This is a genomic window from Shewanella carassii (genome assembly GCF_002777975.1).
Lineage (GTDB): Bacteria > Pseudomonadota > Gammaproteobacteria > Enterobacterales > Shewanellaceae > Shewanella > Shewanella carassii.
In genome coordinates, this window is the sequence record NZ_NGVS01000031.1 from 165952 (window position 1) to 182059 (window position 16108).

The window sequence follows — 16108 nt, forward strand, 5'->3', positions numbered from 1 at the left end:
TGATAGCAGACCTGCTCTCAGCCTTTGCTTTAATGTCGTTTATTCAAAAATTCTAACGCAGTTACGGCCGGAAATCTTTGCTTGATACAGTGCTCTGTCTGTGTTGGCCAGCCATTGATCGCTGTTTTCGACTTTATCATTCAGATCGCAGATCCCCAGGCTGATGGTAAAGGGCACCGGCTGGCCATTGAAGCTGAAACGGCTGTTTTCCACCTGAGTCCGCAGTCGTTCGGCGAAGGCGAGTGCATCCTCGGCACTGGTATGAGACAAGACCACGGCAAACTCTTCGCCGCCATAGCGTCCGGCGCAATCGGTTTCCCTGAGGTTTTGGCTGAGAATATGGGACAGATGCTGAATAACCCTGTCTCCGGCGATATGCCCCAGGCTGTCGTTGATCCGCTTGAAGTGATCTATATCGAACATCACCAGACTGGCTGGATCGCCATAACGGGAGTGGCGATCAAATTCCCGCTGCATGCACAATTGCCAGTGTCTGCGGTTATGCAGCTGGGTCAGACCATCGGTTTGGCTCAGATGTTCCAGGCGTTCGTTGGCACTCTTGAGTTGCAGCTTGTTGATGGCGATATCCGTCACATCATAAATGATGATGCTGATATGGGAGATCTGCCCGGTCAATGAGGCCAGTGGTAGCAGGGTAACGTTCTGGAACATGAACTCGGCGCGACCGGTAATGGGTCGGTAGTTCCTGAATTTAAAGACGTAGGGTCTTTGTTCCCAGCTGATGAAGGCGCGGTTTTTCAGCAAAAACACCGACTCCATCTTCTGCTTGAGCCAGTTGGCCGGCAGATCCGGGAAGCGCTCAAATAGGTTATCACCCTTGATATCGTTGGGAGAAACGCCGCTGTGGTTCTCCATAAAGCCGTTCCATAGCTGAATATTGTAATTTCGGTCCAGTACCACCAGGCCGACATCTATGGTTTGCACCATATCGATCAACCAGTGCAGTTCATTCATTGCATCTAAGTCAGTTGCCATGGCGAGCCTGTTTATCAGTTCATCAAATAGCCGAGCTTGAAGTTCAGCGTCGGCAGGGAGTCTTCGGTAAAGAGCAGTAGCAGATCGCACTGCACATTATGGCCTTCGATACGATAATTGATCTCCATCGCCAGCGTGCGCTGCCAACGATCTGAATTGTCGTGGATCAGCTCGTTCACAGTGCAATGCCGTCCGAGCACCACAGGGTGCGCCTGGCTGAATTGCATATCCAACTGCTCTGCGATCCCGCTGAGAAAGGCGCCGATCAACACGTTGGCGGTATCGATCATCACCTCGATTTCGGTGTTGGCATCTTCGGGGTCCGACAGGCCCATTAACTTGGCCATATCCTTGAAGCTGGAGTCGTGAAACAGCAACAGAGCCTCACCTGCAATACCGGCGCCGATAAAGCCCTGGCACAGTGCCGATATCTTGGGGCTTTCTTCTGTGGCCTTGAGTGCCATGGTCAGTTCGCTGACTTCCAGCACATTGACGTTGGGAATAGGCAAGAGCACAAACACATCCAGCAACTTCGCAAGCAGATCGGCGGCGCGGCCCATGGCGACGTTGGCAACCTCCTGGCAGGCATCGCGCATATCGACCTGGATCATCGGCTCTTCATTGCTGTCGCCGCCTTCGGCCAACTGCAAAATGCCATATTCCTGCAGTATGCTGCGAATGGCATCGGCGCTGACGGGTTTTTGAATAAAATCCAATGCGCCCAAGGCCTTGACTCTTTGATGAGCCTTAATCTGTATATCGCCCGAGACGACTATCACCATGGCTGGCAGGTCTTGCTGCTGAATGGTTTGCAGCACTTCGTAGCCGTCCATGACCGGCATATTGAGGTCCAAAAAGACTATTTCGCCCTTGCCTGCGCGAATGGCTTCCAGCCCTTCGGCGCCGTTGGCGGCAAAGCTGATCTCTACTTCCCAGTCTTTGGGAAGAGTGCGGGCCATCTGTTTACGTGCCAGCGCAGAGTCGTCACATATGAGTACCGGAATCGCCATAGAGGTTTCCTGTTTTACTGCATTACTTGAAGATAACACTTTCAACGGTATTTTTTGAGATCATCCCTTGGAGCGTACCGCTGGGTTACTTAAGGTTTGGGGTGCTGAATATATACCGGTGAGCTTAAGTTTAATGCTCGTTTCCCCATATTTTGGCATGACAAAATCTTATTATAGTGCAATGGCTTGCCTTTTGAAGGGGCGACATTGTGACCACTTGCTGTTCCTAAGTCAAAGTTAATGTCAGATTGTTGACGATCGTCAGTATTTAACGTTTCAACATTATGGAAATTGCGGAATTTTCACACTGGCCTGACCTGTATGATAATGATACCGTTAACATAACATCAACTTTCAAGGACCTGCAGATGCAATGGCAGACTCTCAGCCTGGAATGGCAACAACAGCTGGCTATCGTTAGCTTAAATCGGCCGGATAAACTCAACGCCATTAACTACACCATGTTCAGTGAACTCAAGGCGATGGCGCGTCACTTGCGCCGTCAACGACACTTGCGGGCGGTGATCCTCAGAGGCGAGGGCGGCCAATTCAGCTCCGGCTTGGATATCAAGAGTGTGGCCAACTCTCCCTGGCAAGCGCTGAAACTGCTGTTCAAGTGGTTACCGGGCAATACCAATTTGGCGCAGCAGGTGTCTGTCGCCTGGCGCGAGCTACCGGTTCCTGTGATTGCCGTCTTGGATGGCCGTTGTTATGGCGGCGGCTTGCAAATTGCGCTCGGCGCCGATTTTCGCATTGCCGCCAATGATGCCGAGTTGTCCATCATGGAGGCCAAATGGGGCCTGGTGCCCGACATGGGCGGCCTGGTGAGTTTGCGTGAAATTCTCGCCAAAGATCAGGCATTGAAACTCAGCATGACGGCGGAATTAATCCCGGCATCCAAGGCTCTGCAGTTGGGGTTGGTGACCGAGTGTAGCAGTGATCCTCTGGCCCGGGCACAAGAACTGGCAGCTGAGCTCAATGAGCGCTCTCCCGATGCGTTAGCGGCGATAAAGCTGAGTATCAACCGCAGCTGGAACGGTTCCCGCAGGCGCCTGCTGGCGCGGGAGTCCTGGAGCCAGGTGCGTCTGCTCTTGGGGCGTAACAGAGCCATTGCCGCCGTGCGTCAGGGTAAGGATCCCGAGCGAGCCTTTGAACCGCGGCGAAACTGGTGAGATACCTATCACGCCCGATGGGATATTAACTTGACCTCTACGGCAAAATTGCCTGAAAATCCGTCACTTTATTTTTAGAATGGAAATATGGGATGCGGATTTTTTTTGAACGCTTGCTCTGGGGTAGTCGCCTGTCTGTCATGGTTGGGGTCTTTTCCTGTGTGCTGGCGGCCTTGGTCACCTTCGTCATGGGCGCCAAGGACGTGCTGCATATGTTTGCCCTGCTGTGGGAATACCTGCTCAGTGGCAGCTATGATGTGCGCAACGATCTTGTGATGGTACTGGTGGAGATACTGGATACTTTTCTGCTCGGGGCCGTGCTGCTGATCTTCGCTTTCGGTCTCTATGAGCTCTTTATCCGTAACCTGGAGCCGGCTGGTGAATCGGATACCGGCGGTAAGATACTGATCATCTCCAGCATAGATGCGCTCAAGAGCAAGTTGGGCAAAGTGATATTGATGATGTTGATCATCAAGGTGTTTTCCTTCTTTGCCGATATCAAACCCAGCTCAGCACTGGACTTGCTATTCATGGGCGGCACTGTGGTGCTCATTTCCCTGGCGCTGATGTTCTCCAAGGGCGGTAAGAAAGAGTAATCGCACTGCCGACATTTGCTCTATGGGAAGCTTGGTCTGTCGGCCGGCTTCGGCAGCAACTTTTGCATTAGGCGGTCACTGATGGGGTTCAGTGGCCACTTTTTCGTTTGGCGCCTGCTGTTTCAACACCTTTCTGGCCATGCCTTCTATCATCAGCAGGGTATTTTCAAAGGCAACATCCTGACGTAGATCCAGCGCCAGCACCTGTTGCCGGTATTGATTATCCGGCTTGCTCATCGCTAGCGTTTTGCGACTTTCCATTGTAGCCTGCGAGGCTTGGTGACCATCGGGGGACTGGATATCGAGTACCGCCAGCTCTAACCCGGCCAGCTGTTTTGGCAGTGCCAGATTGGCATTGGGATCGTCGAGGTAGGGATTGATCACCACCAGTAAGTCCGGCTTAGCCAATTCCTGCGCCGCCAATAGCTCTATCACCAAGGCGGCAGATTGATCTTGGGCTATCAGCAAGCGCTGACCAGGAAAGGGCGCTCCCAAGGCGTCCAATTGCGCCAGACTCTTTTGGATAAAGCTCTGTTGTTGTTTTCTGAGCTTTTGCCACTCCTCGGCCTCTCGGCGGCTCGTTGCCTGGTTGCGTTTCCCCGGCATCTTGCCATCGCCGGCCTTGCTTATTTCCTGGGCCTCTGTGGTGAAGTTGGGCTGCTCCGGAAAGGGTGGTGGCGTGATGCTGATGCTGGCCCAGCCTGCTGGATTGATGCCGCGGCGTAAGAAGGCGTTAAGCCCGGGGGCATCGGCGTGGGTGCCGGGTGGCGGCAACAACAGCGCCGCGCCCAATTGTTTCTGGCCACTCCAGGAGCGCACCAGAACGGCTTGATCCTCACCATCTATTTGGATCTTTTGTAACTCAGAGGCGGCAACATGTTCCAACGCCCGGCTATTGTCTCTGGGTTGCATCTTGGCCGTTTCAGGCGGTTGACTCGCTGGCTCTGGTTCTGGCTGAGTCTGCTCTTGGCTGGGCGCATTTTTATTGACAGAGTCTGGGTTGGCCGGCTCATCGGCAGCCAGTGCCGCCAAGGGCAAAAAGCACCACATAGCTATCATCTTGGATATCCGTGCCAACTGAACTCCTTACGCTTATCATGGGCTGGAATCGCATGATTCTGCAGCCTTTATTGACCCAGCCCAAATTATAATCCGCAAACCTGTCCTGTAATACCGCTTGTGTAAAAAGTTTGCGCCACTTAAGCCAAACTCATACACCTGTTCCTCAAAGACGCCTGACATCGGACATGGAGTGAAGCACAAAAAACAAGACCCGCAGGTAGCGGGTCTTGGGGATGATATTTGAGTGGCTATCAGGCGTGGCTGACCAGCACCAGACGTATGGCATCGAGCTGCAGTTGGCACTGATCCAGATAACCGCGTAGTTCGACGATCTGATTTTGCAGATACTCAAGCTCGGCGTCACGGATATTGGGGTTCACCGCCTTGAGGGCTTCTAGGCGCTGCAGTTCGGCGCCCAGTTGGCGCTCCATCTGCTGCTGGGCTTCGGCCTGCAGGTTGGACATGGCCTCCATGGCGTGGGCTTCGCCCTTGGCCAGCAATGGATGCAGTATCGCCTGCGAGGCGTTGACCAGCTTGCTGCCGATATGGCGGTTAACCGCGCTGAGCTGGCGATCGAAGTGCTCGTAGCTCACCTTGTCAGACAGATTGTTGCCGTCTTTATCCAGTAGAATACGCAGCGGTGTCGGCGGCAGATAACGATACAACTGGCTGGACTTGGGCGCCGAGGCCTGTGCCAGGTAGATAAGCTCCAGGAATACGGTACCGGCTGGCAGCGCCTTGTTCTTGAGGATGGCAACACTTGTGGTGCCAGTCTCAGATCCTGTGATCAGATCCAACCCGGTTTGCACCAGTGGATGCTCTTGGGTTATCAGGGCGATATCGTCGCGGGACAGGGCGGTATCCCGGTCGAAAGTTACGGTAATACCATCTTCCGGCAGGCCGGGATAAGTGGGGAACATCATGTGCTCGCTCGGGCGCAGCACTATGGTGTTTTCACCTCTGTCGTCCTGATCCAGACCTATGATGTCCCACAGACGGATCACAGAGCCGATAAGCTGGGTGTCGTTATCCATCTGCGCCAGCCTTTCGGCCAGGGCCAGTGATTTAGTGCTGCCATGGGAGTTGAGTTCCAGCAGCTTGTCACGGCCCTGCTCCATCGCCTGCTTGAGCTCTTTATAACGGCTACGGGTATCGCGCAGCAGCTTGGCCATCTCTTCTTCGTTTTCTTCCACCAGCAGTGGCAGCAACTGAGCGCCAAACTCCTTAAACAGAATATGGCCGCCGGGGCAGGTAAGTTCGAAGGCGTTGAGGCCCTCGTGGTACCAGGCCAACAGACGCTCCTGCGCAGTGTCGGTAAGGAAGGGCAGGTGGATCTCTACATCATGGTTCTGACCTATGCGATCCAGGCGACCTATGCGCTGCTCCAGCAGATCCGGGTTCAATGGTAGATCGAACAGCACCAACTGGCTGGCAAACTGGAAGTTACGCCCTTCGGAACCGATTTCCGAGCAGATCAGCGCCTGGGCACCGCCCTCTTCCTGGGCGAAGAAGGCCCCAGCCTTGTCACGTTCTATGATGGACATGCCCTCATGGAACACAGTGGCGAGGATCCCTTCACGGGTACGCAGCGCTTCTTCCAGACTCAGGGCGGTGGCGGCCTGACTGGCGATGATCAGCACTTTCTTGCTGCGATTTTGCTTGAGGAAGTCGATGAGCCAGTCGACCCTGGGGTCGAACTTCCACCAGGCGGCGGAGTTTTCATCAAACTCCTGATACATTTTTTCCGGCGCCAGCGCATAGGCAGCCTTCATTTCCAAGGTGCGGTGACCATTCATCATGGCACTGACTCGGGCTGCGGTGAGGTACTGCTCCGGCATGGCCTGTGGATAGGCGTTGAAAATGCGTTTCGGGAAACCTTTGACCGAGGCGCGGCTATTGCGGTACAGCACCCGACCCGTGCCGTGTCTATCGAGCAGCTCCTGCAGCAGCTCGTCACGGGCGGCTTGCTGCTGCTCAGAATCGACGCCGTCAGCCTGGATAAGGCGAATGGCGGGGGCGATATCCTTCTCGGACAAGAGTTCGGTCAGGCTGTTGATGGCATTGTCGGGCAGCTTGTTGCCACTGGCCAGCGCCTCGGCGGCGAGGGCCACCTCTTTGTAGCCTTCTTCCTCTTTGATAAAGGCTTGATAGTCGTAGAAACGATCCGGATCTAGCAGTCGCAGTCGGGCAAAGTGGCTCTCATGGCCCAGTTGATCCGGGGTCGCGGTCAGCAGCAGTACGCCGGGCACCACTTCCGCCAGAGCTTCAACCACTTGATAGGCGCGGCTCGGAGCTTCTTCGGTCCACTCCAGGTGATGGGCCTCGTCGACCACCATAAGATCCCAGTCGGCATCCAGCGCCTGATCGAGACGGCGCTTCTTGCGCAGCAATTCCAGCGAGCAGATCACCAACTGTTCTGTGTAGAAGGGGTTGTCGTGGTCGGCAAAGGCCTCGATGCAGCGGTCTTCATCGAATACGGCAAACCGCAGGTTAAAGCGGCGCAGCATCTCCACCAGCCATTGGTGGCGCAGGGTATCGGGCACTATCACAAGTACCCGCTCGGCGCGGCCTGTCATCAACTGTTGATGAATGATGAGGCCGGCTTCTATGGTCTTGCCCAGGCCCACTTCATCGGCCAGCAGTACCCGTGGCGCGTAGCGGCGCCCAACTTCATGGGCAATCCACAGCTGATGCGGAATAAGGCCGACTCTGGGGCCCTGCAGTCCCAGCAGATCTGAGGTGGCCAGATTGTGGCGCAGTTGCTGGGCGGCGTAGCGCACCCCGAATCTGTCCAGTCTGTCTATCTGGCCGGCAAAGAGTCTGTCTTGCGGTTTGTTGAAACGAATATTGTGATCCAGCAGGGTTTCCCGGAGCTGCACTTCTTCGCCGGTTTCGCTGTGAATGCCGGTGTAGATCACCAACCCGTCTTTTTCATCCAAAGAGTTGATGGTCAGTGTCCAGTCTTCATGGCTCTTGACCTGATCACCTGGGTTATAAATCACCCGGGTTAACGGGGCGTCGTTGCGGGAGAACATGCGGTTCTCTCCGGTGGCGGGGAACAGCAGTGAGACCATGCGGCCTTCCAGTTGTACTACTGTACCCAAACCAAGCTCTGATTCGGTATCACTGATCCAGCGTTGACCTAAGGCGAAGGGCATCTTTAACTCTCATCTCCGGGCGGATTCACAAAGGGCGCGTATGTTATACCAATCCGAGTATAATACCAATCCCGCCCTCCTGGCCTTTTCGCCCGCCTGTCATCCAATCGTCATCTTTGACGCCCTACACTCAAAATGGCTTTTGCGCAGTGACGATTAAAGAGGTTGTAAAGGGTATTTGTCATCCGTTGTTAAAGGTGCCAGTATTAGTTTAAGCCATGTCACAGTGGTGAAACCTGCCCGCATCAGTTAGAAACAGGAGTGCCATATACCCCAATCCCAGGCCTGCGCTGGCCCATGACAACAAAGCTGTGAGTAGCTCATTGACGCAAATGGAGGCGCCATGGAACAAGACGACAGAAAGTTGTTTGTACTTGATACCAATGTGTTATTACATGAACCCTTAGCGATTTACTCCTTTAAAGAACATGATGTTGTGGTCCCAATGACGGTACTGGAGGAATTGGACCAGATAAAAGACAGAAAGCGGGATGTCAGCCGCGATGCCAGGGTCGCCATTCGGGCGCTGGAAGATATCCTCGGCGGCAAGACCACTCCGGAACAGATAATCAAAGGGGTTCCCCTTCCGAGCCGCGAAGGGCACACAGATGCCACAGGTACTCTGGCCATCTTCCCCGACCACCAGATTGAATTCACCATAGGCTCGCTGCCCGGCGACAACAACGACAACCGCATCATCAACACCGCCCTACATCTGCAAAATCAATATGAGCCCCGTACCGTGGTGCTGGTCACCAAAGACATCAATATGCGTCTCAAGGCCAAGGGCGCCGGGATACTCCTGGTAGAAGACTACCGCACCGATCAGTTGATCGATGACATACGTTTTCTATCCAAGGGTTTTCATCAATTTGAAGGCAACTTCTGGGAGCATCTGCACAAGGTGGCCACCGAACGTCATGGCCGTCATACTGTGCATGATGTGCCGCTCAAGGACCTGGGCGACGATCTCTTTTATATCAACCAATATCTGCTGGATGAGGAATCCGAGTTTTGTGGCCGGGTGGTCGGCCGCAGTGAAACCAGTCTCAATGTGCTGGATCTCGGTCGCGAACGCCTGATGAATATGGAGGCCTGGGGCGTGAGGCCGAAGAACATCTATCAGGGCATGGCACTGCAGGCCTTGATGGATCCCGATATCGATCTGGTTATTCTCACCGGCCCTGCCGGATGCGGCAAGACCTTGCTGGCGATGGCGGCGGCACTGGAGTTGGTGGTGGAGCGCAATCTCTACGACAAGGTAATCGTTACCCGTAACACCCCGGAAATTGCCGAGTCGATAGGCTTCCTGCCAGGCACGGAAGAGGAGAAAATGGCGCCCTGGCTGGCGGCAATTACCGATACTCTGGAGGTGCTACACAAGCATGATGTCAATCCCAGTGGTTCGCTCAACTACATAATGGAAAAGGCCAATATCCAATTTAAGTCGATCAACTTCATGCGTGGGCGTTCGATTCAGAACTCAGTGGTATTGCTGGATGAGTGTCAAAACCTGACCGCCTCACAGTTGAAAACCATGATCACCCGTATGGGAGAAGGCACCAAGCTTATCTGTTGTGGCAACCTGTCACAGATAGACTCCAACTATCTGACCGCGGTCACCTCGGGTTTGACCTATATGGTTGAACGCTTTAAAAATTTTGAGGGTAGTGCCAACATTTATCTCAACGGTGTAGTGCGCTCACGGCTGGCAGAGTTTGCCGAAGAGCACCTCTAGAGAAACCCAGCAACAGAAAAAGGCCCCATTTAGGGGCCTTTGCTTTATGCGGGGGACTGCATATTGGCTCAAATTAAGTATATGATATTGGCTCTGTTCTTTGTGCTTTCCCGCCGCTTGGGATGGGCCGTGATGCAAGGGTAATGGATGAAATTGAGTGAGCCGGATCTGCAGCTGAAATCTCCGATCCAGAGAAATTACAACCGCGCAGTGTTTTACACCTATATGGGGGTAATCGTACTGGCGCTGCTCACCGCCTGGGTGTTTTTTGAACGCCAGAAAACCCAGCAGATGGAGCTCAGGGAGGAGCAGGTCGATCGCCATGTGATGCAGATTGATCTCTTGCTGGAATCCAGTATCCGCGCGGTCAAGAGCCTGCGTAATGTGGCCGTGGATCACTTACGTCTGGCCGAGCAGGTGCGCAAGGACAGGTTGCCCCAGTACGAGAAGTTTAACGAAAGCGGACAATTTTTTACCCTGGAGCCCAATTACGCCAAGAGTGGCGAGCCCTTCACCAACATGGGGCGGATAACCGGCTCCGGCTCTCTCGATGGCCGCAGCGACAAGTTCTATCAGGAACTGGAGATGCTGTTCGAGTTGTCGTTGTCGTTCCCGGTCGCCAAAGAGGCCGCACCCAAGGCCTCGGCCATCTATTACCTGTCTAAGCGGCGGATGATGTCTTACTACCCCTGGCCAGCGGACGAGCAGCGTTTTCGCGATGAGATGCTGAGTAAGAAACAGTTCCAACTGGCGACACCGGCGATGAATCCCCAGCGCAGCGTGTTCTGGAGTGAGGCCTATGTGGACTCGGCCGGTAATGGCTTGTTGACTACCCTCGGGGTGCCCATCTATCTCGAAGATGAGTTTATCGGTTCCATCAATCTGGACATGACACTGGCATCGCTCGCCAAACAGATACGCCTCTATTTCAAGATGCCGGGCACAGTGATTTTGCTGGATCAGGGCAACAATATTCTCTCCCACAGCGATTTTGATACCTCCAGCATCAACCGGGTCTACCACATCAGCCAGCGGATCCCATCCGAACTGCACTCGCTGCCTGAGTCTGAACTGTTCGATGCCCACGAGGGGATGATCCGCAACGGTTATTACATCCACTCGGTGGCGCTGCACAACGCCCCCTGGCGTCTACTCTACCTGCAGGATGTCGATGAGTTGTTTCTGGATTCGTTCGAGAAACTGCAGCTGACCTTTATTCTGGTGGTACTGGCCTTGTCTGTGCTGGTGACCATAGTGCACTGGCAGACTCGCCGCGCCTTCGTCAGCCCGGCCTCGCGTCTGTTGTCACACCTGGAAGACTGTTCCCGTGAGCCGATCCGACCACCGGCGAAGATCACCCAGGGCTGGGAGCCCTGGTTCCAGTTGGTCAGCCGTATTTTTGAAGAGAACCAGCAATATACCCGTCACCTGGCAGAGCAGAACAAGCGGCTGGATAAACTGGTGGCCCGGCGCACCGAACGACTGAAGGAAACCACTGAGCGGCGGGAGCGGGAATACGCCCTGCTGCGCTCTCTACTGGACTCGATTCCGGAAGCCATTGTCTTCAAAGACAAAGAAGGCAAGTACCTCGGTTGTAACAAGTCGGCCGAGCGGGTGCTTGGCTACACAGAAGCCGAGATGATAGGCCTGAATTCAGACACTTTGACCACCCCGGAGCAGGCCGCCAGAATTCGCGCCGAGGATGAACAGGTACTCAAGGACAGGGCGCCGCTGCGTTATCAGGAAAAGGTCGAACTGGCGGGCAAGCCCGTGCTGCTCGATACCCTCAAGCTGCCGTTTTATAACCGCCGCGGTGAGATGCTGGGCTTGATTGCCGTTTGGCGTGATGTGACTCGCGAATATGAAGCCGCCGAGCAGTTACGGTTGTCGGAAGAACGTTATCACCTGGCGATGGATGCGGTAGAAGATGGCCTGTGGGACTGGTATCTGGATTCGGAGCAGATCATCTGTAATCCAGCCTACTACACCATGCTGGGCTACAAGACTAATGAGTTTCCGGCGCTGCTGTCGACTATAGACGAGTTGATCCATCCGGATGACAGGATCCGGGTCGAAGAGTATCGCGAGCAGTATCTGGCCGATCCTATTGGAGCCTACGAGATAGAGTTCCGAATGCGCGGCAAGAGTGGTCAGTATCACTGGGTGCTATCCCGTGGCCGGGTGGTGGAATTTACCGCTAACAATGAGCCCAAGCGTATGCTGGGTACCCACAAAGACATTACCCGCAGCAAGAGCAATGAAGTGGCCTTGCTGGAGGCCAAGAAAGATGCCGAACTGGCCAACCTCTACAAGAGTGAATTCCTGGCCAATATGAGTCATGAGATCCGCACGCCGATGAATGCCATCATAGGCATGCTGCAGCTGGCGCAGCGCACCAACTTGACGGTGCAGCAGAAAGATTATCTGGAGAAGGCCGGCTTCTCGGCTCAGTCACTGCTGCGGATCATCAACGATATTCTCGACTTCTCCAAGATTGAAGCCGGTAAGCTGGAGCTGGAGCGGGTCTCCTTCCCGCTGGATAAGGTGCTGGAGCACGCCCTGGATATCAACTCGCTCAAGGCACAGGAGAAAGGGGTCGAGCTGTTGTTGTATGCCCCTGTGACCGCCGGGCTGATCCTCAAGGGCGATCCGCTGCGTCTCGGCCAGGTGCTGGTGAATCTGCTGTCCAATGCGGTTAAGTTTACCTCAGAGGGGGAGATTGAACTCGGTTGTGAAGATGTCGGCGAACGCGATCATCGCATTACTCTCAAATTCTGGGTTCGGGACACCGGCATAGGGATCAGCAAGGAACAGCAAGAGATACTGTTTGATGCCTTTGCCCAAGCGGATGGCTCCACCACCCGTAAATATGGCGGCACCGGCCTTGGCTTGTCCATCAGTAAGCATCTGGTGTCCATGATGGGCGGCAAGATGCAAGTGCAGAGTGAGCCGGGTGTCGGCAGTGTGTTCAGCTTTACTATCAGCTTTGAGATCGCCGAGGAGGCCAAGATTGAACCTCTGGTGATGCCGGAGCAGCTCAACAGCCTGCGGGCGCTGGTGGTGGACGATAACTCTACGGCGCTGCAGATATATTCGACCCTGATGCGCGACTTCCACTTCGAGGTGGACACCGCCGCCAGCGGTGCCGAAGCCCTCTATAAGCTGGGCAAACAGGAAACCGACCTGCTGCTTATCGACTGGATGATGCCGGAAATGGATGGCCGCGAGGTGATCCGTACCCTGGACGAGATGGTGGCCGATGGCAGAATAAGCAAGCGCCCCGTGGTGATCATGATGACGGCCTATGCCGCCGAGCCACTGGCACAGGAGGTGGAAGATACCAATGTGTTTGCGCTGTTGCAAAAACCCTTCAAGGCCTCGACTCTATTTGATGAGATAATCTCAGCCTTCGCCGAGAAACCCCATCCGGCGACTGCGGCTGAAATTACCGATAATCAGAGCGGTGGTCATAAAGGCTTGGTGCTGCTGGTGGAAGATAATCTGATCAACCAGCAGGTGGCCTCTGAACTGCTGCGTAGCGCCGGTTATGAGGTAGATCTGGCCGACAATGGCCAGATTGCCCTCGAGATGGTGGAGCAGCGTCAATACGACGCGGTATTGATGGACATTCAGATGCCCGTGATGGATGGCCTGACGGCGACCCGGGAACTGCGCAAGAAATACGACAGGGAGACGCTGCCGATTATCGCCATGACGGCCCATGCCATGTCAGGCGATCGTGAGAAGAGCCTGGCGGCGGGAATGAACGCCCATATCACCAAGCCCATTATGCTCAATGAACTCTTTGATACCTTGAGTGAATGGGTGGGCAGGACTTGAGATAAACCGGCCAATCCCTTAACTTGAATGGCAACTTACAGATAACAATCAGGAGATGGGATGAAACCTCAAAGTTGGACCTTGTTGCTGGCGCTGATCGCGGTACCTGGATTGGCGCAGGCGGCACAGGAGAGGGAGGCCGCAGACGTCATCAGCGAAAGCACTCAGGCCGAAGGTTTTATCAATCTCTTTTATGATGCCAAAGCCGGGCAGCTGTATCTGGAACCGAGCAGACTCAACCAGCCCATGTTGCTGCTCTCCAGCTTGCCCCACGGCGTTGGCTCTAACGACATAGGGCTCGATCGGGGGCAACTGGGATATACCCGCATGGTGCAATTTGAACGCCAGGGCCCCTATATTCTGCTCAAACAGCTCAACACCCGTTTTCGCGCCGATACCGACGACCAAGCCGAGCAAAGAGCCGTGCATGAAGCCTTTGCTGAATCTGTGCTCTGGCGCGGCAAACTCCTGCCGGGAAAACGTCTGCTGGTGCCGGTCAATGACTTGATGTTGCAGGACCTGCACGGCATCAGCCAACAGTTGGCGGCCAGGGGCCAAGGGCATTATCGTCTGGACACCAGCCGCTCTGTGGTGTTGCCAGCCTCGGTCAAGTCGTTCGAGCGTAACTCGGATGTGGATGTGCAACTGACTTTCGCCAGTGATAAGGCCGGCGCCAGAGTCGCCGAGGTGACTCCGGATGGCCAGGCCCTGTCTCTGAGACTGCGCTACTCCTTTATCGCTTTGCCCGAGCCGGGTTATCAGGTGCGTCGTTATCATCCCATGAGTGGTTATCTGTCCGATGAGTACAAGGATTATGCCACCGCCATAGATCAGGATATCAACCAGCGCTTCTTGCTGCGCCACCGGCTGCAGAAGGTCAATCCCGGCCCCGAGCCAAGCGAAGTGGTTGAGCCCATTACCTATTATCTGGATCCCGGTGTACCCGAGCCTATCCGTGGTGCCTTGCTCGAAGGCGGCCGCTGGTGGGAGCAGGCCTTCAATGAGGCGGGGTTTATCAACGGTTTTAAGTTGGAGCTATTGCCCGAAGGCGCCGACCCTCAGGATGTGCGCTACAACGTGATCCAGTGGGTGCACAGGGCCAGCCGTGGCTGGTCCTACGGCGCGGCGGTGACAGATCCCCGCAGTGGTGAAATCATCAAGGGCCAGGTCACTCTGGGGAGTCTGCGGGTGCGTCAGGATCACCTGATTGCCCGTGGCCTTACCGCCGGGTGGGAAGACAGACAAGCGGCCGATGCAGCCGCAATGGCCTTGTCTCTGGCGCGTATTCGCCAGTTATCGGCTCATGAAATCGGTCACACCCTGGGGCTGGACCATAACTTTGCCGCTTCCACCAATAACAACGCTTCTGTGATGGATTACCCCCATCCCTATGTGCGCCTCGATGGCAAGCGGGTGGATATCAGCCAGCCTTACGCCGAAGGCCTGGGTGCCTGGGATAAGTTTGCCATTAAGTACGGTTATGGTGACTTTGGTGATGAAACCCAAACCCAGGCCGCGCTCAAGTTGCTGCTCAAAGAGGTGCAGCAGCAGGGGCTGAGATACATAGGCGAGGGTGACTCGCGAGCGACTTCAGCCGCCCATGCCTATGCCAGTCTTTGGGACAGAGGCGAGGATCCGGTCAAGGAGCTGGCCAGAATGCAGCTGGTCAGGCGCCAGGCACTGGAGACATTCTCCGCCAAGGCGCTGTTGCCGGGGCAACCCTTGGGCGAACTCAGTGATGCCCTTGTGCCCATCTATCTGCTGAATCGCTACCAGATCAGCGCCGCGGCCAAGTTTGTTGGCGGTATTGACTATAATTATCTGGCCGATGCCGATAGCGGTAGTTGGCATTATATTGCGCCAGAATTGCAGAAGCGGGCACTCGATACCGTGCTGGCGACCCTGGATCCCAGAGAGCTGTATCTGCCAACCGAGCTACTGGAGCAACTGGTGCCCAAGGCCGGCAACTATTACCGCAGCCGCGAGAGTTTCGGCTCATCTCTGGGGGGGGCCGTGGATCAGCTGGCCATGGCAGAAGTGCTCAGTCGCCACACAGTGTCGGCGCTGTTGAACCCTCAGCGGCTCAACCGTGTGGATCAGGCCTTTACCAGAGACACAGAGCAGCTGTCGGTAGAGGGTTTACTGGACAGATTGCTGGCTAAGACACTGCTGAAATCCCTGCCTTCTGGAGATCAGACCAGTATTGCGATGCGGGTTAATGCGGTGGTTTTGGACGGCATGTTGCAGAGTTTCGAGAGTGACGCCAGTAGTCCAGAAGTTAAAGCCATATTGAGAATGAAGCTGGAATATCTGCTTAAGCAGTTGCCCAGAAAGGAAAAAAGAAGTTCAGGTTACAAGGCTGCCCACTATGACCATTTGCAAGCTGTGCTTGAGCAGGCACTGAAACAACCTGGGGTCAGAGTGATCAGCAAGCCTGCGGAAATACCACCGGGATCGCCGATTTAGTACGTTGTAAGGTATTGATTATGTGACACAATTAATCCTATGTCTTATATTGGTATCTTTCATATTCCAA

General features: G+C 54.8%; 9 protein-coding genes. 5 read left to right on the forward strand and 4 right to left on the reverse strand.

Annotated elements, in window-relative coordinates; translation table 11 throughout:
- Nucleotides 1–39: 39 nt before the first annotated feature.
- Complete coding sequence (locus CBE72_RS15490; RefSeq protein ID WP_100144789.1) at nt 40–996, reverse strand: sensor domain-containing diguanylate cyclase; 957 nt, start codon at nt 994–996, stop codon at nt 40–42.
- A 14-nt stretch (nt 997–1010) separates the two neighbouring features.
- Nucleotides 1011–2006: a response regulator gene (locus CBE72_RS15495; protein ID WP_100144791.1), complete on the reverse strand. Its 996-nt coding sequence runs from the start codon at nt 2004–2006 to the stop codon at nt 1011–1013.
- A gap of 368 nt (nt 2007–2374) precedes the next feature.
- Here CBE72_RS15495 and CBE72_RS15500 point away from each other — a divergent pair, with 368 nt between their 5' ends.
- Nucleotides 2375–3178 carry a crotonase/enoyl-CoA hydratase family protein gene (locus tag CBE72_RS15500; RefSeq protein ID WP_100144947.1) on the forward strand — a complete coding sequence of 268 codons (804 nt, stop codon included), beginning with the start codon at nt 2375–2377 and terminating at the stop codon, nt 3176–3178.
- 92 nt (nt 3179–3270) lie between these two features.
- Nucleotides 3271–3774 carry a YqhA family protein gene (locus CBE72_RS15505; protein WP_100144793.1) on the forward strand — a complete coding sequence of 168 codons (504 nt, stop codon included), beginning with the start codon at nt 3271–3273 and terminating at the stop codon, nt 3772–3774.
- A gap of 75 nt (nt 3775–3849) precedes the next feature.
- Here the strand turns inward: CBE72_RS15505 and CBE72_RS15510 are convergent, their stop codons facing one another.
- Both CBE72_RS15510 and rapA read right to left on the reverse strand, forming a co-directional pair.
- Nucleotides 3850–4851 carry a DUF3530 family protein gene (locus CBE72_RS15510; RefSeq protein WP_157929099.1) on the reverse strand — a complete coding sequence of 334 codons (1002 nt, stop codon included), beginning with the start codon at nt 4849–4851 and terminating at the stop codon, nt 3850–3852.
- A gap of 236 nt (nt 4852–5087) precedes the next feature.
- Nucleotides 5088–7994 (reverse strand): RNA polymerase-associated protein RapA, encoded by a 2907-nt coding sequence (gene rapA, locus CBE72_RS15515; protein ID WP_100144797.1) that lies wholly within the window; start codon nt 7992–7994, stop codon nt 5088–5090.
- A 343-nt stretch (nt 7995–8337) separates the two neighbouring features.
- Here rapA and CBE72_RS15520 point away from each other — a divergent pair, with 343 nt between their 5' ends.
- The 3 genes from CBE72_RS15520 (at nt 8338) to CBE72_RS15530 (ending at nt 16038) form a co-directional block, all read left to right on the forward strand.
- Complete coding sequence (locus CBE72_RS15520; RefSeq protein ID WP_100144799.1) at nt 8338–9732, forward strand: PhoH family protein; 1395 nt, start codon at nt 8338–8340, stop codon at nt 9730–9732.
- Nucleotides 9733–9879: 147 nt separating this feature from the next.
- A complete protein-coding gene (locus CBE72_RS15525; RefSeq protein WP_100144801.1) occupies nt 9880–13572 on the forward strand; it encodes a response regulator in 3693 nt (1230 codons plus the stop codon).
- Nucleotides 13573–13632: 60 nt separating this feature from the next.
- A complete protein-coding gene (locus CBE72_RS15530; RefSeq protein ID WP_100144803.1) occupies nt 13633–16038 on the forward strand; it encodes a zinc-dependent metalloprotease in 2406 nt (801 codons plus the stop codon).
- The last annotated feature ends 70 nt before the right edge of the window (nt 16039–16108 follow it).

What these genes read in the sequence shown, in the direction of transcription:
- CBE72_RS15490 (WP_100144789.1), bottom strand. Translation starts at nt 996, where the DNA reads ATGGCAACTGACTTAGATGCAATGAATGAACTGCACTGGTTGATCGAT.
- CBE72_RS15495 (WP_100144791.1), bottom strand. Translation starts at nt 2,006, where the DNA reads ATGGCGATTCCGGTACTCATATGTGACGACTCTGCGCTGGCACGTAAA.
- CBE72_RS15500 (WP_100144947.1), top strand. Translation starts at nt 2,375, where the DNA reads ATGCAATGGCAGACTCTCAGCCTGGAATGGCAACAACAGCTGGCTATC.
- CBE72_RS15505 (WP_100144793.1), top strand. Translation starts at nt 3,271, where the DNA reads ATGCGGATTTTTTTTGAACGCTTGCTCTGGGGTAGTCGCCTGTCTGTC.
- rapA (WP_100144797.1), bottom strand. Translation starts at nt 7,994, where the DNA reads ATGCCCTTCGCCTTAGGTCAACGCTGGATCAGTGATACCGAATCAGAG.
- CBE72_RS15520 (WP_100144799.1), top strand. Translation starts at nt 8,338, where the DNA reads ATGGAACAAGACGACAGAAAGTTGTTTGTACTTGATACCAATGTGTTA.
- CBE72_RS15525 (WP_100144801.1), top strand. Translation starts at nt 9,880, where the DNA reads ATGAAATTGAGTGAGCCGGATCTGCAGCTGAAATCTCCGATCCAGAGA.
- CBE72_RS15530 (WP_100144803.1), top strand. Translation starts at nt 13,633, where the DNA reads ATGAAACCTCAAAGTTGGACCTTGTTGCTGGCGCTGATCGCGGTACCT.